This is a genomic window from Serratia sp. 4542 (genome assembly GCF_016805595.1).
GTDB classification, from domain to species: Bacteria; Pseudomonadota; Gammaproteobacteria; order Enterobacterales; family Enterobacteriaceae; genus Serratia; species Serratia nevei.
This window is the reverse complement of the sequence record NZ_RXKV01000002.1, coordinates 25,348-50,192: the sequence shown is the minus strand read 5'-3', so window position 1 is coordinate 50,192 and position 24,845 is coordinate 25,348. Positions and strand designations below refer to the sequence as shown.

Sequence of the window (24,845 nt, the reverse complement as noted above, 5' to 3'; positions counted from 1 at the left end):
GAATATGGATAAGCTCAACCCTCCGTTGGCGCGGGGCGCCAGCTATTTGCTGATCTACCTGACGGCTTTCCAGCCGTTGCACCCGGCGTTTGCCGCCGGCATTACCGCTGCCAACGGCAATACGCAGGTGGTTATCAAGCCGGGCGACGTGCCGGTGGTGAATATCGCCACGCCGAACGGTGCGGGCATCTCGCACAACACCTATAAAGATTTCAACGTTGGGCCACAGGGCGCCGTATTGAATAACGCCACGCACGGCGGCAAAACGCAGCTGGGCGTGGAAATCTACAGCGCGCAGGGCAACACCTACCTGAAGGGAAAGCCGGCGGAGTTGATCATCAACGAGGTGATCGGCGGCAGTCGTTCCGAGCTTCAGGGCAAACTCGAGGTATTCGGCAACAAGGCCAACGTGATGATCGCCAACCCGAATGGCATCACCTGCGACGGCTGCGGCTTTATCAACGCGCCGGGCGTGACGTTAACCACCGGCAAACCGCAGTTCGACAAGCAGGGCGCGCTGGAAGCGCTGGAGGTGAAAAAAGGCGGCGTCACCATCGGCGGCAAAGGGCTGGACGGCAGCGGCGCCGACTATGTCGATATCATCAGCCGCGCCACCGAGCTGAACGGCAAAATCAATGCGCAAAATCTGTCGCTGACCCAGGGCGCCAACCGCATTAGCTTCAAGGACGGCAGCATCAAACCGATCGCCGGTGAAGGCGCTAAGCCCCAACTGGCGGTGGATACCAAAGCGCTGGGCGGCATGTACGCCAACAAAATCCGCCTGGTGGCCAACGAGGATGGGGTGGGGGTGAACCTGAAAGACCTCACCAGCAAACAGCGGGATATTACGCTGAGCGTTAACGGTAACCTGGTGCTTAACGGCACCACGCACAGCAAAGGTGACCTCAATGTCAGCGCCAAGGGATTGCACATTACGCGGGGTGCTGTCGTGCAGGCGGACGGCAACGCCACGTTGGCGACGACGACGCTGGTGAATGACGGGCAAACCAGCACCAGTGGCGATATGCGTATCTTTGGCGACCATATCCGCAACGCCGGGGAAAATGCCAAGCTGCACGCAAATAAAAATATGTGGATCCAAAAGGATGCGCAGGGCAACAAGGCTAAATCCGTCGAGAACCGTTCGGCGAAAATCCTGACCAACAGTGGCGATTTGGTGATACGCACGGAGAGTTTGAACAATGTGAGGCAAGAGGTTCAAGCCGTTTGGAAAAGTACTCCCGGTAACTCCAAAGCGTTCAATAAATCCTTGGTGGGAAGTTATTACGACTCGCGGCAAGGTGTTGACGCTATTGTGCTGTTGGAACCTGAACTGAAGGACTTTGGCATCGGCAGTTGGTTTGGCGAAATTAACCTGTCGAAAGGCGACAAGGTTAATGTGGGGAAAGACGAGTATCTCCTGGTGAAATCACAGGCGCCGGGAGTGATAAATTCAGGCAACAACGCTTATATCAACGCGACAACGCTATGGAACGATCAGTCGAATATCAGCGCGGCCAAAGATCTGATCCTGACGGGGAATGATTTTACCGTAAAGAGCATTCAACTCGGTCAGAAAGATCGGTACTGGCGCCTGGGAACGAACACGTTTGGCGTTGGGGAGTTTGCCCGTGACGAAGATGCGCCTCCCGGAGATTGGGATCTGCTGTATGTTACGGAAAAAGCCCCTTATACCAAGCAGCAGGAGCTTGTTGTCTGGCAAGCAAAGGGGCAGCAACAATCATCGATTACCGCCGGCAATAATCTCACTGCGGATTTTAAAAATAAGATAGAAATCAGTACACCGACGCCGGCGGGAAATCAGCTTAGTGAAGTGGTGGCTTCGGGGCGGCCTGACTCGCTGGCAGCTCACAATATTGTGCTGCATGCGGGGCGCGTCATCAGTACCGATAAAATAAACGCGCGTAACGACCTGACTGTGGTTGCCGACGATGTGTTTTACACCGACGGTGCTGAGCTGACTGCCGGCAAGAGTCTGAACGTTGCAGCAGTGAATGAGCTGGATGCCCGTCAAAGCTATCTGAAAGGACATAATGTCACTTTGACCAGCCGCAATGGCAACGTCAAAGTGCACACTGTACCTAGCCCGCGCTATTTCGGAATCGATGGTGCCCGCTGGCTGAGCCAATTGAATGCTGCCGGGGACTTAACCTTAAATGCCGGGCAAGGTATTTATCTACGTAACACGCACTTCGCGCCGCAAAGCCAAAATATTGCAATGACAGCGAACGGCACGGTTTCGATTGTCAGAAATGACGAGGCGTTGGATAACGACCGCTTAACGCAGAATTTATCTCCTGAACAACGACAAACGCAGTTCAACCAGCTGCTGAATGCCGGACAGTTGAACGCCAGTGGTTCAGTGCTGCTCAACAGCGGCGGTTATCTGGCGCTGCGCGGGACGCACATTAAAGCAGGCAAAGATGTCACGCTGTTGGCCGGCCATAATGCCGATCTGAACTATCGTGAATTGGGGGGGAAATTTAGTCGCTTTTTCCCCTCTTCTCGCACGCCTGAACTGGGTAGCCGGGTACACGCCGGCGGCAATTTACTGATTAACTCGGCCCGCGACATTGGCACCCAGGGCGGCGCGCTTTCCGCTAACGGCAACATCACGCTGTTGGCAGGACAAAATATGTGGTTATCGAATGTTGCCTATTCCGCTATCGATGCCGCCAACGACAACAACAAAGACGAGCGCCATGTGGTCACCGCCCTCAGCGCCGGGAAAAACCTGACCGCGTCGGCGAACAACCAACTGCTGACTTACGGCGCCAAGCTGACCTCCGGCGCCAACATGACGCTGACTTCCGGCAGCGATATGCGCTTCGAGGCGGTGCAAAACCACACTTACCGTGAGGGCGGCAACGAATTTACCGAAACTCGCACCCAGCAAGGTACCGAGCTGAATGCCGGTGGCCTGATGACGGTGATTTCCGGCGGCAGCATTCTGTTCCAGGCGACCAAGCTGGTGGTTAAAGGATTAGGGGCGAACTGGAAATCACCGGTAGCGGTGACGGATTGGGGAAGTCGGATAGCCATTGCCGAGCAGCAGCTTCGAAATACGCAGCAGCAAATTAATCAGGCACTGCAGGCAAAAACAAATGCTGAACATATTGTTACGCAAAGAATTTCGTTCGTTCAGCAAGCAGAGGCTGCCGTCAGAGATGCTGAGGAAAGGCGGGATGAGTTTATGCGTAATAACCCACCTCACGAATATGGCAGTGGTTGGTCTGCTGAAGTAGGGAGTTGGGATAAATTCGTAGCACAGCGCGAAGGAGAACTTAGTGCTGCAAGAAGTAGTCTGGCTGCTGCTCGAAATGATGTCACGCAGGCAGAGCAGCGAATTAATCAAGGCAACAAAACAAAAAACGAGGCACAAAACCAGCTGACCGCTGCGCGCCAGGAAGCCCAAAGCAAAGGCATTGACGAGGCCAAACAAAAAGCTCAGGTCGACGCCCACAACCAGGCTGAAGCTATGCGCGCCGGCAATATGGATATCGCCGCCAAGGGCGGCTATCTCTACGCTCAGGCGATGGAAGAGTCCAGCCACTACGAGAAAAAGGAAACCAAGCGCAAATGGTGGGGCAAGAAAACCGAGGTTAAACAGACCCGCCATGACGTGACCAACAAGGTTACTGAGTTTACCGCCGCCGGCAACATCACCCTGATGAGCCGTGACGACAGCACCTACGAAGCCAGCAAGATTGAGGCCGGCAAAAACGCGAGGCTGACCAGTACCCATGGCCAGGTCAACTTCAGGGCAGTGAAGAACACCAGTTTCGAACAGACCGTCACCAACTCGAAAGGCTTCTTTATCAAGCAGGCCAACAAAGGGTACGAAGACAATAAGTGGGTACTGCCGAGCATTCATACCGGTGGCGCCTTGATCGTAGAGGCCGCCAAGGGCGTCAGCGCCGATGTGAAGGTGAAAAACGGCCAGGCGCTGCAAAGCGCCATCGACGCCCTGGGCAATACGCCGGGCACCACCTGGGTCAAAGATCTGAACAAGCGCAACGACGTGCAGTGGAGCAAGGTCAAAGACGCTTACGATAGCTGGGATTACAAGAGCCAGCACCTGAACCCGGCGGTGGCGGCGGTGATCGCCATTGCGGCCGCGGCGGTGACCGCAGGCAGTTCACTGGCGGCCACGGCGGCCTCCAGCGTTTCCGGCGCCGTGGGCGGCGGGGCGGTAACCAGCGGCGCGGTCACGGCCGGGATGTCTTCGCTGGCCTCCCAGGCGGCGGTGGCGCTGGTGGAAAACCAGGGCAACTTGTCGAAAACCCTGCAGGCGCTGGGCAGCAATGAAAACGTCAAGGCGACCGCCACGGCGATGGCGATCGGCGGCGCGCTCAACGGTTTCGACAGCGCGATGGGCTGGAGCAAGGACGCGGCGGGCAAACCGCTTAACCCAAACAACGTCAAACTGCCGCAGCTGAGCAACGGCGACTGGAGCAAGGTGGCGCAGCGGGTGGCCGGGCAATCGGTCATCAGCTCCAGCCTGAATACCGCCATCAACGGCGGCAGCTTCAAGGACAACCTGACCAATGCGCTGCTGGCGAATATCGGCAGCCAGGTTCAGGCCGAGGGCGCCAATCTGATCGGGGATAACGGTCAGGTTCTCAATATACCGGGCCGGGCCGTAAGCCATGCCGTTCTAGCGGGCGTGGCCGCAGAAATCGGTAAGGGCAATGCCAAAGGCGCAGCGGCAGGGGCGCTGGCGGCGGAGCTGGCCGGGGTGATCATCAATGATAATCTGGTCAGAAGTGAAGGTTGGCAAGAGCGTCAGGCTCAAATCAGCCGCGTAGCGGGCGCCTTTGCAGGGGCTATCGTAACCGCCAAAGCCGCAGGCGCCACCAGCGGTGCAAATGCGGGTGAGTTTGTCGAGCGTTTCAATCGGCAGCTGCACCAGGAAGAACTCAACGCCATTAAAGCGTTGGCTAAGGGCGACAAGGAAAAAGAAGCGCGTCTGATGGCCGCATCCTGCCGAAAAGTCGCCTGCACCACGCAGGAAGCGCTAAACTCAGATGAGCGCAAGCAGTTTGAAGCCCTGATGAATCAGTATCCGTCAACGCGGGATGAAGACGGCCTTATTGCCAACTACTGGGTACAAAAAGAGCGCCAGCGTTTCGGCAACTATCCGGCGTTTGCCGGCTATGACAGCGAAAAGTTATTCACGTATGATTTGGGCGACCAGATAACCGACGGCCAGCTGTTTGCTCGCAACCAGCAGATAGAACAAATCAGCAAGTTGACCGGTTGGTCGCCGGACTGGGTGAATGCCTCGGTGATGGCGGTCTCTATCGCCAGTACGTTTGCCGGTATGGGGAAAGCGAACGTCGGCAACCAATACCTGTCATCCAAACTGGTAGGGCCAACCAGCGCCTGGAAAGGGTATCTGGTCAATGAGAAGACCGTTCAGCAGGCGGCTGCATTCAAAAACCAGGTTACAGAACTGAGGGCTGGTCTACCATCAGACTGGAAACGTGGTGGCAACGTTGCCGTGGCCAATATTGATATATCTGGAATGCCAAAAACACTTGCGGGTCACAATCTCATAAATGTTGAAGGGAAAGGTTTTGTTGGAAAGGGAAAAGAAAATTTCAAATATGAGACTTTGCTTACTGATGATGGTAGACCAGTACCAAGACGTATAGACTCTGAATATAAAATATTGGATAACTTAGCTGATAAATTAGGAAGTAATTATTCTGCTAAAGGTTCTGTTACTATTTTTACCGAAAAACCTGCCTGCGACAGTTGCTTGGGCGTTGTTAAACAATTCGAGAGTAGGTACCCTGGGGTGAAAATTGACGTTTTGGACAATAACGGAGTGCGTTTGATTCCGGGAAGAGGTAAATAACAATGAGCGTGATGAGTTATGATGAGATAAGAAGTAGCTTTGCCCATTCAAGTTACGTTTATTGCAGGGAGATAATTGACCTATTGAAAGATGGGAATAACCATGGGGTTTGTGATACATCTGATCAGGCGTTTGCGTATGAGTCATTAGAAGGTTCGTTTGAAGAACCTATAGAATGCCTCATGCTTGAGCTAGTGACGCTCATCTTTATGGCTGGTCGATGTAGTGATAAAACAGTAAAGTTCCACACAGATATCATATTAAAAATTTTATCCGAAAATGATTTATTCGAAATGCTTAAGGATGTAACTGAAGATGACAAAAACGAAATTTTAAACGATCTTCGATTGCTTAGCTTGATCGATAAGCCTGAATAAAAGGATGCTCGTGTGGATTGATGTGTTTTGTCTATCGTCTGGATCCATGATAGCGGCTATGAAGATTGGACCTGACCCACGCACAGAAAACGGTTCTTCGGAGCCGTTTTCTCTTGATGTTGTATCCCATATAAACGCCGATAGGACGCGGCGGGCAAACCGCTTAACCCAAACAACGTCAAACTGCCGCAGCTGAGCAACGGCGACTGGAGCAAGGTGGCGCAGCGGGTGGCCGGGCAATCGGTCATCAGCTCCAGCCTGAATACCGCCATCAATGGCGGCAGCTTCAAGGACAACCTGACCAATGCGCTGCTGGCGAATATCGGCAGCCAGGTTCAGGCCGAGGGCGCCAACCTGATTGGGGATAACGGTCAGGTTCTCGATATACCGGGCCGGGCCGTAAGTCATGCCGTTCTGGCAGGCGTGGCCGCAGAAATCGGCAAGGGTAATGCCAAAGGCGCGGCGGCCGGGGCGCTGGCGGCGGAGCTGGCCGGGGTGATCATCAATGATAATCTGGTCAGAAGTGAAGGTTGGCAAGAGCGTCAGGCTCAAATCAGCCGCGTAGCGGGCGCCTTTGCAGGGGCCATCGTAACCGCCAAAGCCGCAGGCGCCACCAGCGGTGCAAATGCGGGTGAGTTTGTCGAGCGTTTCAATCGGCAGCTGCACCAGGAAGAACTCAACGCCATTAAAGCGTTGGCTAAGGGCGACAAGGAAAAAGAAGCGCGTCTGATGGCCGCATCCTGCCGAAAAGTCGCCTGCACCACGCAGGAAGCGCTAAACTCAGATGAGCGCAAGCAGTTTGAAGCCCTGATGAATCAGTATCCGTCAACGCGGGATGAAGACGGCCTTATTGCCAACTACTGGGTACAAAAAGAGCGCCAGCGTTTCGGCAACTATCCGGCGTTTGCCGGTTATGACAGCGAAAAGTTATTCACGTATGATTTGGGCGACCAGATAACCGACGGCCAGCTGTTTGCTCGCAACCAGCAGATAGAACAAATCAGCAAGTTGACCGGTTGGTCGCCGGACTGGGTGAATGCCTCGGTGATGGCGGTCTCTATTGCCAGCACATTTGCCGGTATGGGTAAAGCGAACGTCGGCAACCAATACCTGTCATCCAAACTGGTAGGGCCAACCAGCGCCTGGAAAGGGTATCTGGTCAATGAGAAGACCGTTCAACAGGCGGCTGCGTTCAGGCAGCAAGTGCTGGATGCTAGGGCGCCATTTGCGGAAAAAATCCGAAAAAAAGGAAATGCAGCTGTTGCACAAATCGATGTTCCTGGTATGCCGAAAACACTTGCGGCACACAGCAGGATAGCTAAAGCAGAAAAAAGTTTCATAGGTGATGGAAACCAAAACTTTAAATATGAAACCATTAAAAGTTCTGATGGTATCCTCATATCTAGGAATACAGATTCAGAGTACAAAATTCTGGACAACCTGGCTGATAAGTTAGGTAACAATGTATCAGCTGAGGGGAGAGTCACCATTTTCACTGAACGTGCTGCATGTGATAGCTGCTTGGGTGTCGTAGAACAATTTGAGAAAAAATACCCTGGAATAAAAGTAGAGGTTCTCGACAATAACGACGTAATGCTGATCCCTGGGAGATTGAAATGATGGATGAAGAACGCATGACTTATGAAGAATTGCGAGCTGAGTATTTAGATTGCTTTTATAGCTGTTGTAGAAGTCACATTAATGCTTTTAATAAAAATGGTACGACCTGGGAGTACGGTATTGAAGAAATAGGGTATGCATCTTATCAATACGAAAATGCACAGTTATCGCCTGTGGAAATGTTAATGCTGAAAGTGTTTACACTCATCCTTATAGCCGGCAGAGGGCCAAAAGATGTTGAGAATAATTACCGAAACTCAATTTCTTCCATTTTGGAAAAAACAAACCTTGAATCTCTAATTCAAGGTATTGGCGAAGATGAAAAAAGCGATTTGCTTTATGATATGGAGTTGCTTGGATTGCTTGAGAAGCCTGAGTAACCTCACCGCTCCCAACAGTTTGAGGTTAGGCACGCTTTGCTCATGCAAATGAGCCAAGGTAAAAAGTACCACTATAGGCCACGGTTGACGGAAATCTAACGCCCATGCGAACGGTTCTTCGGAGCCGTTTTCTCTTGATGTTGTATTCCATATAAACGCCGATAGGACGCGGCGGGCAAACCGCTTAACCCGAACAACGTCAAACTGCCGCAGCTGAGCAACGGCGACTGGAGCAAGGTGGCGCAGCGGGTGGCCGGGCAATCGGTCATCAGCTTCAGCCTGAATACCGCCATCAACGGCGGCAGCTTCAAAGACAACCTGACCAATGCGCTGCTGGCGAACATCGGCAGTCAGGTTCAGGCCGAGGGCGCCAATCTGATCGGGGATAACGGTCAGGTTCTCGATATACCGGGCCGGGCCGTAAGTCATGCCGTTCTGGCGGGCGTGGCCGCAGAAATCGGCAAGGGCAATGCCAAAGGCGCGGCGGCAGGGGCGCTGGCGGCGGAGCTGGCTGGGGTGATCATCAATGATAATCTGGTCAGAAGTGAAGGTTGGCAGGTGCGTTTGATTCCAGGAAGAGGTAAATAACAATGAATGTGATGAGTTATGATGAAATAAGGAGTAGCTTTGCCTATTCAAGTTACGCTTATTGCAGAAATATACTTAACCTACTGAAACGTGATGGTCATCATTCAGTTTGTGCTACATCTGATCAGGCGTTTGCGTATGAGTCATTAGAAGGTTCGTTTGAAGAACCAATAGAATGCCTCATGCTTGAGCTAGTGACGCTCATCTTTATGGCTGGTAGATGTAGTGATCAAACAGTAAAGTTCCACACAGATATCATATTAAAAATTTTATCCGAAAATGATTTATTCGAAATGCTTAAGGATGTAACTGAAGATGACAAAAACGAAATTTTAAACGATCTTCGATTGCTTGGCTTGACCGATAAGCCTGAATAAAAGGATGCTCGTGTGGATTGATGTGTTTTGTCTATCGTCTGGATCCATGACAGCGACTATGAAGATTGGATCTAACCCGCACACAGAAATGGCTCTTCGGAGCCGTTTTCTCTTGATGTTGTATCCCATATAAACGCCGATAGGACGCGGCGGGCAAACCGCTTAACCCGAACAACGTCAAACTGCCGCAGCTGAGCAACGGTGACTGGAGCACGGTGGCGCCGCGGGTGGCCGGGAAATCGGTCATCAGCTCCAGCCTGAATACCGCCATTAATGGCGGTAAAAAATTAAATCAAATTTCGATGAGGGCTACCATGTTGTATAGCGATGAACAATACAAACTGTTTAGAGAAGAGTTGGATGGCGCTTCCATTGGAACCGTATGGTCAGCTATGAGAGCTGATAATTTTGATAGAAACACATTGTCCTACGAAGAAAAGAAAAACTATTTTTTCGACTTAATTCATCACCTTATGGCTGAAGGGAGAGTAAGGTTAGGTAAGCATGGCCAATTCCTTGAGGGAGACATTGAAGAACAGGTAACACATTACAAAGCTGTATTCCCTAAGACAGAAGAGGAATGGAAAACAAGAAATGAAGACATTTGGTTCTATGAAGAGGAATGCCCTGGTGGTCTTGTCTGGATTCATGAAGACGGCTATCAAGATTGGACGTAGTTACTGATACTATCTGTAGTATGATAAGCTGTTAACAGATTATAAAAAGCCCGCAAAAGCGGGTTTTTTATTACGCAGCAATCAAAAAATAACACATTGATTTTTTCAAATCATTCAGTTTGCAATACATACACATTGCAGAAATATTCGCTTTGATAATGAATACGGCGCATATATTGCTCTGTAATATCTACGATGAAATTTGATTTTTAACGTTCCCGCCCCGAAATTCGCAGCACCACCCCCACCAGCAGCAGCGCGGCCCCCGAGGCATAGAGCGGGAACCAGCGCGTCCACCAGAGCGGGGAAAACAGCGGGGTGCTATTGGGATCTGCAGGCGCGTAGCCGCTATAGGTATTCAGGCCGGCGGCGATGGCGAGCATCGCCAGGCCGATAAAAAGCAGCAGGTTTGAGACGGTTGTCATGGTATTTTTCCTTTGTAGAGGCAGAGGGTAACTCTTACTATCACTATTAATTATTGTTCGATTAATTATCTCGGGAAATATTATTTATTTCCGTATTCATCAGGCTATTTCCTGGCGATAAAATAGCATGCCTTAATACTAGCCACTTATTTCCCAATAAAAAACCCGCCTGCGCGGGTTTTCTCTTTTTCTTGCCGATCGTCACTTCACCAGCGGCTTATCATTGGGCGTTTTGAACTTCGCCAGGTATTGCGGCTGGAAGATGCACATGCGCAGCACGGTGCGGTATTCGCCGTTGACGAAGAACTCGTCGATCAGCTCGCCTTCCACGTTGAAGCCCAGCTTGCTGTAGATGTGGATCGCTTTCGGGTTCTCCTTGTCGACGATCAGGTACAGCTTGTACAGGTTCAGCACCGAGAAGCCGTAGTCCATTGCCAAGCGGGCGGCGGTGCTGGCGTAGCCTTTGCCCTGGTGGGCGGGATCGATGATGATCTGGAACTCTGCGCGGCGGTGGATGTGATCGATCTCCACCAGCTCTACCAGGCCGACCTTGGCGCCTTCGTGCTCGATGATAAAGCGGCGCTCGCTCTGATCGTGGATGTGTTTGTCGTAGAGATCGGAAAGCTCGACAAAGGCTTCGTAGGGTTCTTCAAACCAATAGCGCATAACGCTGGCGTTGTTGTCCATCTGATGGACGAACGACAGATCGTCCCGTTCCAATGGGCGTAACCTGACGCTGGCAGTGCTGGACATGTGGGCTCCTCTGTGCCGTGAAATTGTGCAAAGTATAACTTCACAGAATGGATGAAGGCGAAAAAAAACGGCGCCGCGCGGGCGCCGTTTAGGCAAGGTTCAGGCTGCGCGCATCAGTCGGCGGCGTGACCCTGCTCAGGCAGGCGCTCGCCGTCCAGCCAGGCGGCGCCATCGCGCATTGCCAGGCGGCCGTCGACGAACCAGCTCACCACCAGCGGATAGATCGTGTGTTCCTGGGTTTGCACCCGTTCAACCACGTCATCCTCTTCGTCGTCAGCGAAAATCGGCACCTTGGCCTGCAAAATCACCGGGCCGCCGTCGAGCTGTTCGGTCACGAAGTGCACCGAGGTGCCGTGTTCGCTGTCGCCGTTGTCGATGGCCTGACGGTGAGTATGCAGCCCCGGGTATTTCGGCAGCAGGGAAGGGTGGATGTTCAGCAGGCGGCCGGCATAACGCTGCACGAACTGCGGGCTGAGGATGCGCATGTAGCCGGCCAGCACCACCAGATCGGGCTGGTACTGGTCGATAGCGTCCGCCAACGCGGCGTCGAACGCCGCGCGATCGGCGTAAGCCTTGGCATCCAGCGCCTGAGCGGCGATGCCCGCCGCCTCGGCGCGTTGCAGGCCGTAAGCCAGCGCCTTGTTGCTGAACACCGCCACGATCTCGGCGGCGATGCGGCCCTGCTGGCAGGCGTCAATCAGCGCCTGGAGATTGCTCCCCTGGCCGGAGACCAACACCACGATCTTTTTCATCAGTTGATGACCACTTGTTGTTCGTCGGAAGAGGCGGTCAGTTTACCGATTTTCCACGCTTTTTCACCTGCCGCGGTCAGCAGCGCGATGGCCGCTTCCACTTCGGCTTCCGGCAGGGCGATGACCATGCCTACGCCGCAGTTGAAGGTGCGGTACATTTCATGACGGCTGACGTTGCCGGCCTGCTGCAGCCAGGTGAACACTGCCGGCCACTGCCAGCTTGCTTCGTCGATCACCGCCTGCATGCCTTCCGGCAGCACGCGTGGAATGTTTTCCCAGAAGCCGCCGCCGGTGAGGTGAGCGATGGCGTGTACGTCCGCCTTCTCGATCAGCTCCAGCACGGACTTCACGTAAATCTTGGTCGGCGCCAGCAGGTGGTCGGCCAGCGGTTTGCCTTCCAGCTGGGTGGCGGTCGGATCGGTGTTGCTCACTTCCAGGATTTTGCGCACCAGCGAGTAGCCGTTGGAGTGCGGGCCGGAAGCGCCCAGGGCGATCAGCGCGTCGCCGGGCTGCACTTTGCTGCCGTCGATGATCTCGGATTTTTCGACCACGCCGACGCAGAAACCGGCCACGTCGTAATCTTCGCCGTGGTACATGCCCGGCATTTCAGCGGTTTCGCCGCCCACCAGCGCACAGCCGGACTGTTTGCAGCCTTCGGCGATGCCGGTGATCACGCTGGCCGCGGTGTCTACGTCCAGTTTGCCGGTGGCGTAATAGTCGAGGAAGAACAGCGGCTCGGCGCCCTGAACCACCAGATCGTTGACGCACATCGCCACCAGATCGATGCCGATGGTGTCGTGGCGTTTCAGATCCATCGCCAGACGCAGCTTGGTGCCCACGCCGTCGGTACCGGAAACCAGCACCGGCTCGCGGTATTTCTGCGGCAACGCACACAGGGCGCCAAACCCGCCCAGACCGCCCATCACTTCCGGGCGACGGGTCTGTTTAACTACACCTTTGATGCGATCTACCAATGCGTTGCCTGCATCGATATCGACACCTGCGTCTTTATAGCTGAGAGAGGTTTTGTCGGTCACTGCGCGATTCCCCACGACGGTTTGCGGTTTGAAAACTGTGCTTCCGATGTTGATTCCGGAATAAGGCGCGGCAATTCTAACAGCGCAGGCAAACGTTTGCGAGCGGCTTGTGAACCGGCTCTGCTTTTTCGTCATCTATACTGATATTCAAACTTTTGTTGATCCCGATCGGGCTATTGTGGGTGGCGCGGCGAAAAAAAGGAGGTATAATCCCGCGATTTTTTTGGCCGCAACCACCTTAATAGGAGAAAAATGATGAAGATCGTTGAGGTGAAACACCCGCTGGTAAAACACAAGCTTGGCCTGATGCGCGAAAATGACATCAGCACCAAACGCTTCCGTGAGCTGGCCTCAGAAGTGGGTAGTTTACTGACCTATGAAGCGACCGCCGATCTGGAGACGGAAAAAGTCACCATCGAAGGCTGGTGCGGGCCAGTTGAAGTGGATCAGATCAAAGGGAAAAAGATTACCGTAGTGCCTATCCTGCGCGCAGGGCTGGGCATGATGGAAGGGGTGCTGGAGCACGTGCCGAGCGCGCGCATCAGCGTGGTGGGCGTTTACCGCGACGAAGAAACCCTGGAGCCGGTGCCGTACTTCCAGAAGCTGGTTTCCAACATCGAAGAGCGCATGGCGCTGGTCGTTGACCCGATGCTGGCCACCGGCGGTTCGATGATCGCCACTATCGATCTGCTGAAGAAAGCCGGCTGCCACAGCATCAAGGTGCTGGTCCTGGTGGCGGCGCCGGAAGGCATCGCCGCGCTGGAGAAAGCGCACCCGGACGTTGAGCTGTACACCGCCTCCATCGATCAATGCCTGAACGACAAGGGCTACATCGTGCCTGGCCTGGGCGATGCGGGCGACAAGATATTTGGTACCAAGTAAACATTTGAGCCGACTTAATGAGTCGGCTTTTTTTTGACTAAAACCTATAAAACCAATAAACCGAGGAAAAGCACACATGACCCGTCGCGCCATCGGCGTCAGCGAGCGCCCGCCGCTGCTCCAGACCATTCCGCTCAGCTTCCAGCACCTGTTCGCCATGTTCGGCGCCACCGTGCTGGTGCCTATCCTGTTCAAGATCAACCCGGCGACCGTGCTGCTGTTCAACGGCATCGGCACGCTGCTGTATCTGTTCATCTGTAAAGGCAAGATCCCGGCCTACCTCGGTTCCAGCTTCGCGTTTATCTCGCCGGTGCTGCTGCTGTTGCCGCTCGGTTATGAAGTGGCGTTGGGCGGTTTCATCATGTGCGGCGTGCTGTTCTGCCTGGTGGCGCTGATCGTGAAAAAGGCCGGCACCGGCTGGCTGGACGTGATGTTCCCGCCGGCGGCGATGGGGGCGATCGTCGCCGTCATCGGGCTGGAACTGGCGGGCGTGGCGGCCAACATGGCGGGGCTGCTGCCGGCGGAAGGTACCAGCGCCGACTCGACCACCATCACCATTTCGCTGGTGACGCTGGCGGTCACGGTGCTCGGCTCGGTGCTGTTCCGCGGCTTCCTGGCAATTATCCCGATCCTGATCGGCGTGCTGGTGGGCTATGCGCTGTCGTTCTTCATGGGCGTGGTGGATTTGACCCCGATCCGCGAGGCACACTGGTTCGCGCTGCCAACCTTCTACACCCCGCGCTTTGAGTGGTTCGCCATCTTCACCATTCTGCCGGCGGCGCTGGTGGTGATCGCCGAGCACGTCGGCCACCTGGTGGTGACCGCCAACATCGTGAAAAAAGACCTGATCCGCGATCCGGGGCTGCACCGTTCGATGTTCGCCAACGGCATTTCGACGGTGTTCTCCGGCTTCTTCGGCTCCACGCCGAACACCACCTACGGCGAGAACATCGGCGTGATGGCTATCACCAAGGTCTACAGCACCTGGGTGATCGGCGGCGCGGCGGTGCTGGCGATCCTGCTGTCCTGCATCGGTAAACTGGCGGCGGCGATCCAGGCGGTGCCGGTGCCGGTGATGGGCGGCGTTTCCCTGCTGCTGTACGGCGTGATCGGCGCCTCGGGTATTCGCGTGCTGATCGAGTCCAAAGTGGATTACAACAAAGCGCAAAACCTGATTCTGACCTCGGTGATCCTGATCATCGGCGTGAGCGGCGCCAAGGTGCATATCGGCGCGGCAGAGCTGAAAGGCATGGCGCTGGCGACCATCGTCGGCATTGGCCTGAGCCTGCTGTTCAAGGTCATCAGCCTGTTCCGCAAGGAAGAAGAGGTGCTCGACGCGCCGGACGAACCGGCGGAGCAGAAGTAACGAAAAGGGCAGCCCAGGGGCTGCCCTTTTTATTCGTGTTTCTGCATTTATATCCGTTGGGATAAAGTAGCTGATAGCATTAACAACATCGGTTAAAAGGAAAGAGGGCATGGAGTACTACGGCTATATTTTGCTCAAATTTGTGATTGGCTTTGTCATTGTTATCACCCACCTGAACCTGTCGGGAAAGACCCAGCTATCGCAGATGACCCCAGTGGATTTTATCGGTAACTTTGTGCTCGGGGGCATTATTGGGGGCGTTATCTATAGCGACAGCATCCCTTTGTACCAGTATGTCGTTGTATTACTTATCGGAGTAGGACTAATTTCTCTGTTGAATGCAATCAGTAAACATTGCAACTTCTTTCGTTCGGTCACTATAGGCAACCCGATACCAATTATAAAAAACGGCCGCTTTTTGATGGAAAATATTTTAGCCAAGAAAAATAAAATCGACATCTTGAACGTTTCCTCACAGCTGCATGCGCAGGGGATTCACGCCTTTCAGGAGATTGTCTATGCGCAAATTGAGCCGGGCGGTCAGATAACTGCGGTATGCGAGGGAAATGAACTGCCTTCAGTTATCATTATGAAAAATGGCAGGGCCAGGCCTTATGAGCTGCAGGAGATTAGTAAAGATGAGGAGTGGTTGAACCAAACTATCCGTGAACATGGCATAGAGCCGAAAGATATTTTTATTGCTGAGTTTTGGGACGGTAGGACAGCATTCATTCTTAATGACGGACGTATAGTTAAAGAGTGAAAAAGGGGAGCCTCAGCTCCCCAATGTCATATTAGCTGCGAATTTTGCGGTACACGAACAGCACCACGATGGCGCCGATAACCGCTACCACGAAGCTGCCGAAGTTGAAGCCGTCAACCTTGCCGTAGCCGAAGAAGGTGCTGATATAGCCGCCGACTACGGCGCCGATGATCCCCAGCACAACGGTCAGGATAAAGCCGCCGCCGTCTTTGCCGGGCATGATCCACTTAGCCAAAATACCGGCGATCAGGCCGAAGATAATCCAGGAAATAATCCCCATTTACTGCTCCTCTCTTGGTGGCTGAGTATGGCTTACTGCTGGGTGGCCGGCTGCGTATTGCCGTTCACCGCCGCATCGGTCTCTTGTTTCAACTCTTGCGCTTTGTTTTCGGCGCTGTTCTTGATGGCTTCGGTCTTCGCCTTGGCCTGCTCGGTCAGATCGTTAGCGCCGTTGATGGCGTCGTTTTTGATGGCCTTGGCCTGATCCACCAGCTGCTGGCTTTGTTTGCCGGCGTCATCCTTGATCGCGGCGGCCTTGGCCTTGGCGTCGTTGGTGATGGCGTCGGCCTGCTTGGCGGCTTCATCTTTAATTGCCGAGGCTTTGTCCTTCAGCTGGTCTGCCTGCGTGGCGGCCTCTTTTTTGATTTCATCCGCCGTCGCTTTCGCTTTGTCCGTCAGATCGTCCGCTTTTTTCTGGGCGGCGTCTTTCATTTGCTCGGCGCTGTCTTTGGCTTTATCCAGGTTGGCGTCAACCTTGGAAGAGTCATCACAGCCGGCAACCAACAACCCGATAAAGGAGGCTAACAGCACTTTATTCCATACTTTCATCGTCTATATCCTTGCAGAAACCTTGTTGATGGTGATTGCGTTTTGCCTACCTATACTAGGTCAGGTTTTACTTAAATTACAAATTTAACCTGCGTAGGCATGAGGTTAGGGTTTGATATCAGACTATTCTTGCCGATGAGGGAGCCGCAATCGATTAAACGGCGCTAAGGCATTGCTCACTATTGCGGCATAAGATCCTGCCGGTTCAACAGCGCCCGTTTTCTGTGTTAAACTGCCCGCGTTTTTCTGCCAGTTTTGGTTGAGGTGCTTCTCTGAATACGCCGGCACAGCTTTCACTGCCACTTTATCTTCCCGATGATGAAACTTTCGCCAGTTTTTATCCGGGCGAGAACCCATCCCTATTAGCCGCGATCCAATCCGCCGTCCGTCAGGAACATGGCAGCTATATCTATTTTTGGTCGCGTGAAGGCGGCGGGCGCAGCCATCTGCTGCATGCGGCCTGCGCCGAGCTTTCGCAGCAGGGGGAAGCGGTGGGCTATGTGCCGCTCGACAAACGCGCTTACTTCGTGCCCGAAGTGTTGGACGGCATGGAGCAGCTGGCGCTGGTTTGCATCGACAATATCGAATGCATCGCCGGCGACGAAGAGTGGGAGATGGCGATCTTCAACCTCTACAACCGCATCCTGGAAACCGGCCGCACTCGCTTGTTTATCACCGGAGATCGTCCGCCGCGCCAGCTGAACCTGCGTTTACCGGATCTGGCTTCGCGCCTGGACTGGGGGCAGATCTACAAGTTGCAGCCGCTGTCGGACGAAGAAAAACTGCTGGCGCTGCAGCTGCGTGGCAAACTGCGCGGCTTCGAGCTGCCGGAAGACGTGGGCCGCTTCCTGTTGAAACGGCTGGATCGCGAGATGCGCACGCTGTTTATGACCCTCGATCAGCTCGATCGTGCCTCGATCACCGCCCAGCGCAAGCTGACCATCCCGTTCGTTAAAGAGATCCTGGGGCTGTAGCGGCTACCGCAAAAGAAAGGGCGCGACAGTCCGCGCCCGAATTCGAATTTATAAAATCTCCAGCACCTGCTCCGGCGGCCGGCCGATACGCGCCTTGCTGCCTTTCACCACGATCGGGCGTTCGATCAGTTTCGGGTTCGCCGTCATCGCCGCCAGCAGCTGTTCTTCGCTCAGACTGTCGTCCGCCAGCTTCAATTCTTTGTACAGATCTTCTTTTTTGCGCATCAGATCGCGCGCGGATGTGAAGCCTAATTCTTTCAACAGCTTTTTCAGCTCATCGGCCGACGGGGGCGTTTCAAGATACAGCACCACCTTGGGATCGACACCGTGCTGCTCCAGCAGCGCCAGGGTTTCACGGCTCTTGGAGCAGCGCGGGTTGTGGTAAATCGTGACGTTTTTCATGGCGTTCATTCCTTGTTGAATCAGCTGCGCTGGTATTGGCGGAAGCGCTGTTGCAGTTGGCGCAGCTGGTCGATGCGCGCATCGTAGCGCGCCTGTTTCAGGCTGCCGAGTTTCTGCAGCGAGCTGGCATTGCTGAGCAGGCCGATGGCCTGATCAAGCCGGCCGGTCAGCGCCAGGCTTTCGGCGCGGGCCGACAGCTCTTCATCGCGCAGCCCCTGGGCGGCGCTGGCCTGCGCCAGCAGATCCCAGCCGTTCGGATCGTCCGGATGGGCAAAGGTATAGCGGTTCAGGATCTTCGAGGCCTGCGCCGGCTGGTTGCCTTCGACATAGGCATTGGCCAGGTTGAGCTGCAGCACCGGGTTGTTGTTCTGGGCGGCGTTGGCCGCCTGCAGGCGGGCGATGGCCTGTGGCGCGCGTTTCTGGCCGAGATCGATGTCGGTCATCAGGTCGATCAGCCAGACGTTTTTCGCATCCTGCGCCAGCATTGGTTGAATGATGTTGCGTGCGTCGTCGTATTTTTTCGCTTCATAGAACAGGATGGCGCGGCCGTATTTGGCGGCCGCCTGTTCGCGCACGTTGCCCTTGCTGAGTGAGCCGAGCAGCTCTTCGTTCAGGCCATAGCCTTCCGAGCTGTACATGCCCAGTGCGCGCACCTTGGCCATCAGGTAGTCCTGCGAAGACTGCACGATGTGTTTCGGCATCTGGTTGGCGCGGTTGCGCGCGTCGGAAAGGCGGCTGTCCGGCAAGGGGTGCGTCAGCAGCATTTCCGGCGGCTTGGAGGCATAGCGCGACTGATCCGAGAGTTTTTGCAGGAAGTCGGGCATCGCTTCGGGATCGAAACCGGCGCGCTGCAGCACCTGAATGCCGATGCGGTCGGCTTCCTGTTCGTTCGACTGGGTAAAACTGATCATGCCCTGCTGGGTGCCGGCCAGGGTGCCGCTCAGCGCCGCCATGCCCATGGTCGGGTTGGCCATCGCCAGCAGGATGGAGCCGAGTGCGCCCACCCAGGTCAGCGGGGCGTTGCGCTGCTGGTCTTCCATTGCGCGCGCCAGGTGGCGCTGGGTGACGTGCGAGATTTCGTGCGCCAGCACCGAAGCCAGTTGGCTTTCGTTGTCGCTGACGCGAAACAGCGCGGAATGCAGCACCACGTTGCCGCCGAAGAAGGCGAAGGCGTTGATCTCGTCGTTGCGCACCAGATAGAAATGGAACGGCGTGCGCACCGAATAAGCGCTGGCCACCAGCCGGTTGCCCAGCTGGTTGATGTACTGGCTCAGCAGCGGATCGTTGATCAGCGGGGCGCTGGCGCGCAGTTGGCGCACGTAGAAATCACCCATCGCCAGCTCTTGTCCGATGCTTAGGGTGCCGCCGGCGGAGGTGCCCATATCCGGCAACTGGTCCTGGCTTTCCGCCTGTGCTGGCGCCAGGGCGGTGGCGTTCAGCGTGCCGAGCAGCAGCACCGCTAACGCGGTTTTGGTCAACCGGTTGGTCATAGTCAGGCGTTTCCCTTAAATAATCATTTCTAAGACGTCAGCAGCAGACAAGAGTTCTTTATTCCCACGGCGCAATCCGCGCGAAAGTGCGGCGGCTCACAAACCGCGGCGGCGGCACCCATCACATCATAGTCAGCCGCAGCCGACAAGGAAACGTTAGCCGGGCGCGAATCGGGCAAAAAAGTTTTATTTTTCATTTTGAAGGGCGCTTTCTACGTCGCCGGCGGCGTGCATTGTCAATAAAACGCGGACAAAGTTGATCCGTGTTTTATTGACAAGATAAACGCAGACTCATATAGTCTGCGTTATTGAAGGTTCATTGACGGTCGAAAACGGACATATGGCGTACATCACAACCAGCGTTGAATATGGCATCCACTGCCTGCTGTGGCTGGTCGGCGATAACCAGCGCGCGCTCAGCAGCCGCGAACTCGCCGAGCTGCAGGGCATCTCCCCCAGCTTTCTGGCCAAGATTTTCCCCAAGCTGGAAAAGGCGGGGATCGTCGTCGCCAGCGAAGGGGTGCGCGGCGGCTACCGGCTGGCGCGCCCGGCGGATGAGATCAGTTTTCTGGCGATCATCGACGCCATCGAAGGGCACAAGCCGCTGTTCGATTGCCAGGAGGTGCGCGGGCGCTGCGCGGTGTTCGACGATTCCCCGCCGGATTGGGCAGTCTCCGGAAAATGTGCCATCCACGCGGTGATGCTGCAGGCGGAGAAGGCGATGCGCGATGCGCTGGCGGCGCAGACCCTCGGCGCCGTCGCGGCCCGCTTTGGCCGCAAGGCGCCGCAGGGCTTCTTTGGTGAGGTCAGCCTCTGGCTCGATGAGCGCATGACGGAACGCACCGCGCGCAGCGGCAAAACGGCGCGGGCCAAAACCTAACCACCGCCTTTCCTTAAAGCCAAACACACTTTTTCCCGCCTCTTCGGAAGGGGCGGGCGGGCCTTCTGCACCCTACCACGGGAGCGGAACGGCATCGTTCATCCGAAAAAACTGCGGGCAGCCTTATCGCCCGGTTAACCCTGTATGAAGGAGTCATCCCATGACGCAGAAAATAGTGATTGCCGGTTCCGGTTTTGCCGGTTTTTGGGCCGCCGTGTCCGCCATGCGCGCCATTACCCTCGCCGGTAAACATGACGATATCGAGGTGCTCATGGTTTCGCCGACGCCAACGGTCACCATCCGGCCACGCCTGTATGAAGCGGTGCTGGAAAACATGAATCCGGACATTTCCGCGCAGCTCGCCGCCGTCGGCGCGCGCCACCTGGCCGGGGCGGTAGAGCGCATCGATGCCGCCGCCAAGACGCTCACGGTGGCGCAGGCGACGGGGGGATCCCTTGAGCTGGCCTACGACCGCCTGGTGTGGGCCACCGGCAGTCGGCTCTCCGTGCCTGCGGTGCCGGGCTTTGCCGAATACGGTTTCAACGTCGATACGCTGGAAAGCGCGCAGCGTTTGGATGCCCATATCAAAGCGCTGGCAGCCAAACCCTCGACGCCGGCGCGCAACACCGCCGTGGTGGTGGGCGCGGGGCTGACCGGGCTGGAGAGCGCGGCGGAGATGCCGCAGCGGCTGCGGGATACGCTGGGCAAAGACGAGAACGTGCGTGTGGTGATCGTCGATAGCGCCCCGGAAGTGGGCGCCGGAATGGGCGTGGAGCCGGGGGCGGTGATTCGCCAGGCGCTGGCGGAGTGCGGCGTGGAAGCGCGAGCCGGCCTGCGCGTCTCGGCTATCGACGCTGAGGGGGTGATGCTGTCGAACGGTGAGCGTATCGCCGCCAACACGGTGATCCTGGCAGCGGGCGTGCGGGCGCATCCGCTGACCGAGCAGATCCCCGGCGAGCGCGACGGCAGCGGTCGGGTGATCGGCGACGCCTTCCTGCGCGCGCCGGCGGCGGCGGGCATTTTCGTGACCGGCGATACGGTGAAGGCGGCGACCGACGATCTCGGCAATCACAACCTGATGACCTGCCAGCATGCGATGAGCCTTGGCCGGGTGGCCGGCCACAATGCGGCGGCGGAGCTGGCGGGGTTGCCGACGCACCCGTACAGCCAGCCGAAGTATGTGACCTGCCTGGATCTGGGGCCCTGGGGCGCGCTGTATACCGAAGGCTGGGAGCGCCAGGTGCGCTTTACCCGTCAGGAAGGCAAAAAGATTAAGCAGGAGATCAATACGCAGTGGATTTATCCACCGGCGGCGGATCGCGAGGCGCTGTTTGCCGTCGCCAATCCGGATTTCGTGATTGTGCCTTAAGGAAGTCAAAACGGGAGCGGCAACGCTCCCGTCGTCATTTTCCCAGCGGCAGGAACGAGCGCTCCGGCACCACGGTTTTCATCACCAGCGTGGAGCTCAGGCGCTGCACGCCCGGCAGAGCGGAGAGTTTCTCGTCGTAAAGCTGTTGGAAAGCGGGCAGATCGCGGGCGATCACGTGCAGCAGATAGTCCGGATCGCCAAACAGCCGCTGCGCCTGCACCACCTGTGGAATGTCCATCATGGCGTTTTCGAAGGTTTCAACGGCGCGGCGATCGCCTTCGCGCATGGTGACGAACACCAGGGCGGAAAAGTTATAGCCCAGGCTGCCGGGATCGAGCTGGGCGCGGTAACCCCTGATCACCCCGGACTCCTCTAACGCCCGCACCCGGCGGTGGCAGGGAGAGACGCTCAACCCGATCCGCTCGGCCAGCTCGGTCACCGACAAACGCCCGTCGGCCTGCAGTTCAGCAAGAATCTTGCGATCAATCTTATCCATTTGGAAAAATTTCCCCGCTTATGCCGGTTTCAGGCAAGTAATTGAAAGCACATTTTAACGCCTTGAGGATATTCTTGCCATCTGTTGAACGGTTTTGACGGCCGCCGCGGCAGGCGGAGGCCGTTCTTCTTCCAAGAGGAAAGCGCAATGATTCTCTGTTCGGAATGGCGCGGCGCGTTTGAGAGGGCGCCGGCATGACGCTCGCTCTGTTCGCCGCTTTTTGGGCGGTGTCGATTTTGTTGGTGATCACGCCGGGTATGGATTGGGCCTATGTGATCTCGGCGGGCATTCGCGGGCGGGTCGTGGTGCCCGCCGTCGCCGGCTTGCTGTTTGGCCACCTGCTGATGATTGCGATCGTGGTGGCAGGCGTCGGCGCGCTGCTGGTCGGCAACCCGCTGGCGCTGACGGCGCTTACCTTGCTGGGGGCGGCTTATCTGTTGTGGATCGGTTTCAACATGCTGCTGCACCCGCCGGTGCCCGGCGCCGGTGAAGATCAGCGTTCCGATTCCTGGCTGCGTTGGGCCGGCAAGGGCGTGTGCGTCAGCGGGCTGAACCCCAAGGTGTTTCTGCTGTTTCTGGCGCTGCTGCCGCAGTTTACCGACGCCCGGGCCGAATGGTCGGTGCCGATGCAGATGCTGGCGTTGGGCGTGGTGCATTTGATCAGCTGCGGCCTGGTGTACCTGCTGGTGGGATTCGGTTCGCAGTCGGTGCTGCGCACGCGCCCGCAGGCTGCGAAGGTGGTGGGGCGTATCTCCGGCGCGGCGATGATCGTCATCGCCCTCGGGCTGCTGGCCGAGCAGGCGCTGAAATAGCGCCTTGAAAGGCCCGCTTGTGCGGGCCTGGCGGTATCAGGCTTTGACGGCGAGCAGCACCGATGAGGCTTTGATCAGGGCGATGGCGCGCGAACCGTTCTTCAGCGCCATCTCCTGCAGGCTTTCATTGGTGATCACCGACGTCAGCACAAAACCGGCATCCGCTTTGAGGTGTACGGTGCTGTTGACCGCGCCGTGCTCAACCGCAATCACTTCCCCGGCAAACTGGTTGCGGGCGGAAAAACGCAAACCGCAATCCTCCGTCGCCAGGATCACCCACGGCGCTTTAATCAGCGCGACGGCCTCTTTACCGATGGTTAACCCCAGCGACTGTTGGCTTTGTACCGTGACGATGGCCACCAGTTTTTCACCGCCCTGCAGGGTGATCTCCACTTCATCATTGACGGCGCCTTTGGCGACGGCGGAAACGGTACCGGCTAACTGGTTACGGGCTGAAACGGGCATAGATTCTCCTTGAAAGGGGCAAACGGTAAAATTTGTCGCCAGCATGGGCTCTAACCGCCGCGATTGCCAATGTCGCGGGGGAAGAGTGTGAACTGGGGCGGCCTTGCTGAAAAATTAACGTCGGTAGATGTCCGGTCGGGCGATCTGCCAAACAAAATCGGGGCAGTTGATGGCGCTATACCCCACTTTTTCATAGAGCCAGGGGGCGGTGCTGGTGACCAGCATGATTCGCCGCAGCGTCGCCATCAGCGGATGGGCCTGGCAGCATTCCGCCAGCCACAGGCCCAACCCGCCTTTTTGATGCGTCTCCAGCACGTAAACGTCGCACAGATAGCCGAAGGTGGCGTAATCGGTGACCAGCCGGGCGAAACCGATTTGTCTGGTGCCGTGATACAAGCCGAAGCACAGGCTGTGGGAGAGGGACTGGCGAACGGTCTCTTTATCAATGCCCTCCGCCCATGACGAACGGGTCAGAAATGCATGAATGGCGTCAATATCCAGCAGGCTGGGCTCGGTGCTGACGAGATAGTCAGCACGCCGCCACTCCAGTGGGGCAGGGATTGTCATGAGGGCTCTTCTCCTGTGCAAGCGTTAAGGTCTGGGCCGCCGTTCAGGCGTGCAGTTCGGCGACCGTCATGGTGAAAATCAGCGTGTCTTCGCCCTCGTTGGCGTAACGGTGCGGGCTGTCCGTTCTGGCGACCGCCGAATAGCCTGGCGTAATCCTGAGCTCGGTTTGTTCGACGGCAAGGCTCAAGACGCCTTGTTCAACGTGCAGCAGCTCGAAGGTGCCCACCGGATGGCCGCCCGATGCATAGGCTTCCCCCGGCGCCATTTCCCAGCGCCACAGTTCTATCATGTTTGGGCCGCGGGTGCCTGCCAGCAAGCGGGCCGAGCCGCCGCGATCGCCGTGCCACAGCGTGGGAATGTCTTGGCTTTCAATCAGGTAGGCGGCGGGGGCGCGGGTCACGTTGACGATATCCGCCACCGACAGGCCCAGCGCTGCCGCGAGTTTGCACAGGATGGCGATGCTGGGATTGGCGCTGCCTTTCTCGATCTCCACCAGCATGCCCTTGCTGACGCCCGCCCGGCGCGACAGTTCGTCCAGCGACAGTTTTTGGCTTTTTCGCTGCTGTTTGATGCGGTGCGACACCGCTTCGCTGACGGTTTGCACGTCGGCGCCGAACTCGGTCGGTCTGTTGACTTTTTCGCTCATCGGTCAATATTATGAAATAAAATGGTCAATATAGG

24 protein-coding genes and 3 pseudogenes are annotated in these 24,845 nt (G+C 56.2%); 15 read left to right on the top strand and 12 right to left on the bottom strand.

The window, feature by feature from the left end; translation table 11 throughout:
• Positions 1 to 4 precede the first annotated feature (4 nt).
• The 8 genes and pseudogenes from EKL15_RS01355 (at position 5) to EKL15_RS24805 (ending at position 9,903) form a co-directional block, all read left to right on the top strand.
• A complete protein-coding gene (locus tag EKL15_RS01355; RefSeq protein WP_100396711.1) occupies positions 5 to 5,884 on the top strand; it encodes a DUF637 domain-containing protein in 5,880 nt (1,959 codons plus the stop codon).
• Positions 5,885 to 5,886: 2 nt separating this feature from the next.
• Positions 5,887 to 6,261, top strand: coding sequence for an Imm2 family immunity protein (gene imm2 / locus EKL15_RS01350; RefSeq protein ID WP_087763051.1), 375 nt, complete (start codon positions 5,887 to 5,889; stop codon positions 6,259 to 6,261).
• 144 nt (positions 6,262 to 6,405) lie between these two features.
• A pseudogene (locus tag EKL15_RS24790) lies at positions 6,406 to 7,881 on the top strand (DUF637 domain-containing protein); the annotation flags it as partial.
• Positions 7,878 to 8,261 (top strand): hypothetical protein, encoded by a 384-nt coding sequence (locus EKL15_RS01340; RefSeq protein ID WP_043140454.1) that lies wholly within the window; start codon positions 7,878 to 7,880, stop codon positions 8,259 to 8,261. The pseudogene EKL15_RS24790 and the gene EKL15_RS01340, both read left to right, overlap by 4 nt.
• A gap of 165 nt (positions 8,262 to 8,426) precedes the next feature.
• A pseudogene (locus EKL15_RS01335) lies at positions 8,427 to 8,798 on the top strand (DUF637 domain-containing protein); the annotation flags it as partial.
• 53 nt (positions 8,799 to 8,851) lie between these two features.
• On the top strand, positions 8,852 to 9,226 hold the full coding sequence (gene imm2, locus EKL15_RS01330; RefSeq protein ID WP_087762659.1) for an Imm2 family immunity protein: 375 nt from the start codon (positions 8,852 to 8,854) through the stop codon (positions 9,224 to 9,226).
• Between the two features lie 143 nt (positions 9,227 to 9,369).
• Positions 9,370 to 9,507, top strand: a pseudogene (locus EKL15_RS24745) (DUF637 domain-containing protein); the annotation flags it as partial.
• 21 nt (positions 9,508 to 9,528) lie between these two features.
• A complete protein-coding gene (locus EKL15_RS24805; RefSeq protein WP_238423594.1) occupies positions 9,529 to 9,903 on the top strand; it encodes a DUF596 domain-containing protein in 375 nt (124 codons plus the stop codon).
• A 209-nt stretch (positions 9,904 to 10,112) separates the two neighbouring features.
• Here the strand turns inward: EKL15_RS24805 and EKL15_RS01315 are convergent, their stop codons facing one another.
• The 4 genes from EKL15_RS01315 to purM form a co-directional block, all read right to left on the bottom strand.
• Positions 10,113 to 10,328, bottom strand: a complete 216-nt coding sequence (locus EKL15_RS01315) for a hypothetical protein (RefSeq protein WP_060441164.1) — start codon at positions 10,326 to 10,328, stop codon at positions 10,113 to 10,115.
• A gap of 201 nt (positions 10,329 to 10,529) precedes the next feature.
• Complete coding sequence (gene speG, locus EKL15_RS01310; RefSeq protein ID WP_004941631.1) at positions 10,530 to 11,081, bottom strand: spermidine N1-acetyltransferase; 552 nt, start codon at positions 11,079 to 11,081, stop codon at positions 10,530 to 10,532.
• 113 nt (positions 11,082 to 11,194) lie between these two features.
• Positions 11,195 to 11,833: a phosphoribosylglycinamide formyltransferase gene (gene purN, locus EKL15_RS01305; RefSeq protein ID WP_070913892.1), complete on the bottom strand. Its 639-nt coding sequence runs from the start codon at positions 11,831 to 11,833 to the stop codon at positions 11,195 to 11,197.
• Positions 11,833 to 12,870: a phosphoribosylformylglycinamidine cyclo-ligase gene (purM, locus tag EKL15_RS01300; protein WP_100396713.1), complete on the bottom strand. Its 1,038-nt coding sequence runs from the start codon at positions 12,868 to 12,870 to the stop codon at positions 11,833 to 11,835. Before purM ends, purN begins: the two co-directional genes overlap by 1 nt.
• A gap of 255 nt (positions 12,871 to 13,125) precedes the next feature.
• Between purM and upp the strand changes: the two genes are divergently transcribed.
• From upp to EKL15_RS01285, 3 genes are all read left to right on the top strand, one after another.
• A complete protein-coding gene (upp, locus tag EKL15_RS01295; RefSeq protein WP_004941642.1) occupies positions 13,126 to 13,752 on the top strand; it encodes a uracil phosphoribosyltransferase in 627 nt (208 codons plus the stop codon).
• Positions 13,753 to 13,828: 76 nt separating this feature from the next.
• A complete protein-coding gene (gene uraA / locus EKL15_RS01290) occupies positions 13,829 to 15,118 on the top strand; it encodes a uracil permease (protein WP_021504398.1) in 1,290 nt (429 codons plus the stop codon).
• A gap of 109 nt (positions 15,119 to 15,227) precedes the next feature.
• Positions 15,228 to 15,881 carry a DUF421 domain-containing protein gene (locus EKL15_RS01285; protein ID WP_060424830.1) on the top strand — a complete coding sequence of 218 codons (654 nt, stop codon included), beginning with the start codon at positions 15,228 to 15,230 and terminating at the stop codon, positions 15,879 to 15,881.
• 31 nt (positions 15,882 to 15,912) lie between these two features.
• On the opposite strand, the gene EKL15_RS01280 is transcribed toward EKL15_RS01285, so the two are convergent.
• Together EKL15_RS01280 and EKL15_RS01275 are read right to left on the bottom strand one after the other, a co-directional pair.
• Positions 15,913 to 16,161, bottom strand: coding sequence for a GlsB/YeaQ/YmgE family stress response membrane protein (locus EKL15_RS01280; protein ID WP_016926728.1), 249 nt, complete (start codon positions 16,159 to 16,161; stop codon positions 15,913 to 15,915).
• A gap of 32 nt (positions 16,162 to 16,193) precedes the next feature.
• On the bottom strand, positions 16,194 to 16,709 hold the full coding sequence (locus EKL15_RS01275) for a hypothetical protein (RefSeq protein ID WP_019452428.1): 516 nt from the start codon (positions 16,707 to 16,709) through the stop codon (positions 16,194 to 16,196).
• A 272-nt stretch (positions 16,710 to 16,981) separates the two neighbouring features.
• On the opposite strand from EKL15_RS01275, the gene hda reads away from it, so the two are divergent.
• The gene (hda, locus tag EKL15_RS01270) at positions 16,982 to 17,683 is read left to right on the top strand and encodes a DnaA inactivator Hda (protein WP_048325292.1); all 702 of its coding nucleotides are present in this window, start codon (positions 16,982 to 16,984) and stop codon (positions 17,681 to 17,683) included.
• 48 nt (positions 17,684 to 17,731) lie between these two features.
• On the opposite strand, the gene arsC is transcribed toward hda, so the two are convergent.
• Both arsC and EKL15_RS01260 read right to left on the bottom strand, forming a co-directional pair.
• Positions 17,732 to 18,085, bottom strand: a complete 354-nt coding sequence (arsC, locus tag EKL15_RS01265; protein ID WP_033648817.1) for an arsenate reductase (glutaredoxin) — start codon at positions 18,083 to 18,085, stop codon at positions 17,732 to 17,734.
• A 20-nt stretch (positions 18,086 to 18,105) separates the two neighbouring features.
• Positions 18,106 to 19,575 (bottom strand): M48 family metallopeptidase, encoded by a 1,470-nt coding sequence (locus tag EKL15_RS01260; protein WP_038873698.1) that lies wholly within the window; start codon positions 19,573 to 19,575, stop codon positions 18,106 to 18,108.
• 340 nt (positions 19,576 to 19,915) lie between these two features.
• Between EKL15_RS01260 and EKL15_RS01255 the strand changes: the two genes are divergently transcribed.
• Entirely contained in the window at positions 19,916 to 20,455 is a 540-nt protein-coding gene (locus EKL15_RS01255) for an Rrf2 family transcriptional regulator (protein WP_060424941.1), read from the top strand.
• A 160-nt stretch (positions 20,456 to 20,615) separates the two neighbouring features.
• Complete coding sequence (locus EKL15_RS01250; RefSeq protein ID WP_100396714.1) at positions 20,616 to 21,824, top strand: NAD(P)/FAD-dependent oxidoreductase; 1,209 nt, start codon at positions 20,616 to 20,618, stop codon at positions 21,822 to 21,824.
• 34 nt (positions 21,825 to 21,858) lie between these two features.
• Here the strand turns inward: EKL15_RS01250 and EKL15_RS01245 are convergent, their stop codons facing one another.
• The gene (locus EKL15_RS01245) at positions 21,859 to 22,320 is read right to left on the bottom strand and encodes an Lrp/AsnC family transcriptional regulator (RefSeq protein WP_033635506.1); all 462 of its coding nucleotides are present in this window, start codon (positions 22,318 to 22,320) and stop codon (positions 21,859 to 21,861) included.
• Positions 22,321 to 22,514: 194 nt separating this feature from the next.
• Here EKL15_RS01245 and EKL15_RS01240 point away from each other — a divergent pair, with 194 nt between their 5' ends.
• Positions 22,515 to 23,132 carry a LysE family translocator gene (locus EKL15_RS01240; RefSeq protein ID WP_004941674.1) on the top strand — a complete coding sequence of 206 codons (618 nt, stop codon included), beginning with the start codon at positions 22,515 to 22,517 and terminating at the stop codon, positions 23,130 to 23,132.
• A 36-nt stretch (positions 23,133 to 23,168) separates the two neighbouring features.
• Here EKL15_RS01240 and EKL15_RS01235 read toward each other — a convergent pair whose 3' ends face one another.
• The 3 genes from EKL15_RS01235 to EKL15_RS01225 form a co-directional block, all read right to left on the bottom strand.
• Entirely contained in the window at positions 23,169 to 23,597 is a 429-nt protein-coding gene (locus tag EKL15_RS01235; RefSeq protein WP_038873689.1) for a molybdopterin-binding protein, read from the bottom strand.
• Positions 23,598 to 23,711: 114 nt separating this feature from the next.
• Entirely contained in the window at positions 23,712 to 24,164 is a 453-nt protein-coding gene (locus EKL15_RS01230; RefSeq protein ID WP_060441169.1) for a GNAT family N-acetyltransferase, read from the bottom strand.
• Positions 24,165 to 24,207: 43 nt separating this feature from the next.
• Positions 24,208 to 24,810, bottom strand: a complete 603-nt coding sequence (locus EKL15_RS01225) for an XRE family transcriptional regulator (RefSeq protein ID WP_100396715.1) — start codon at positions 24,808 to 24,810, stop codon at positions 24,208 to 24,210.
• Positions 24,811 to 24,845: the final 35 nt, after the last annotated feature.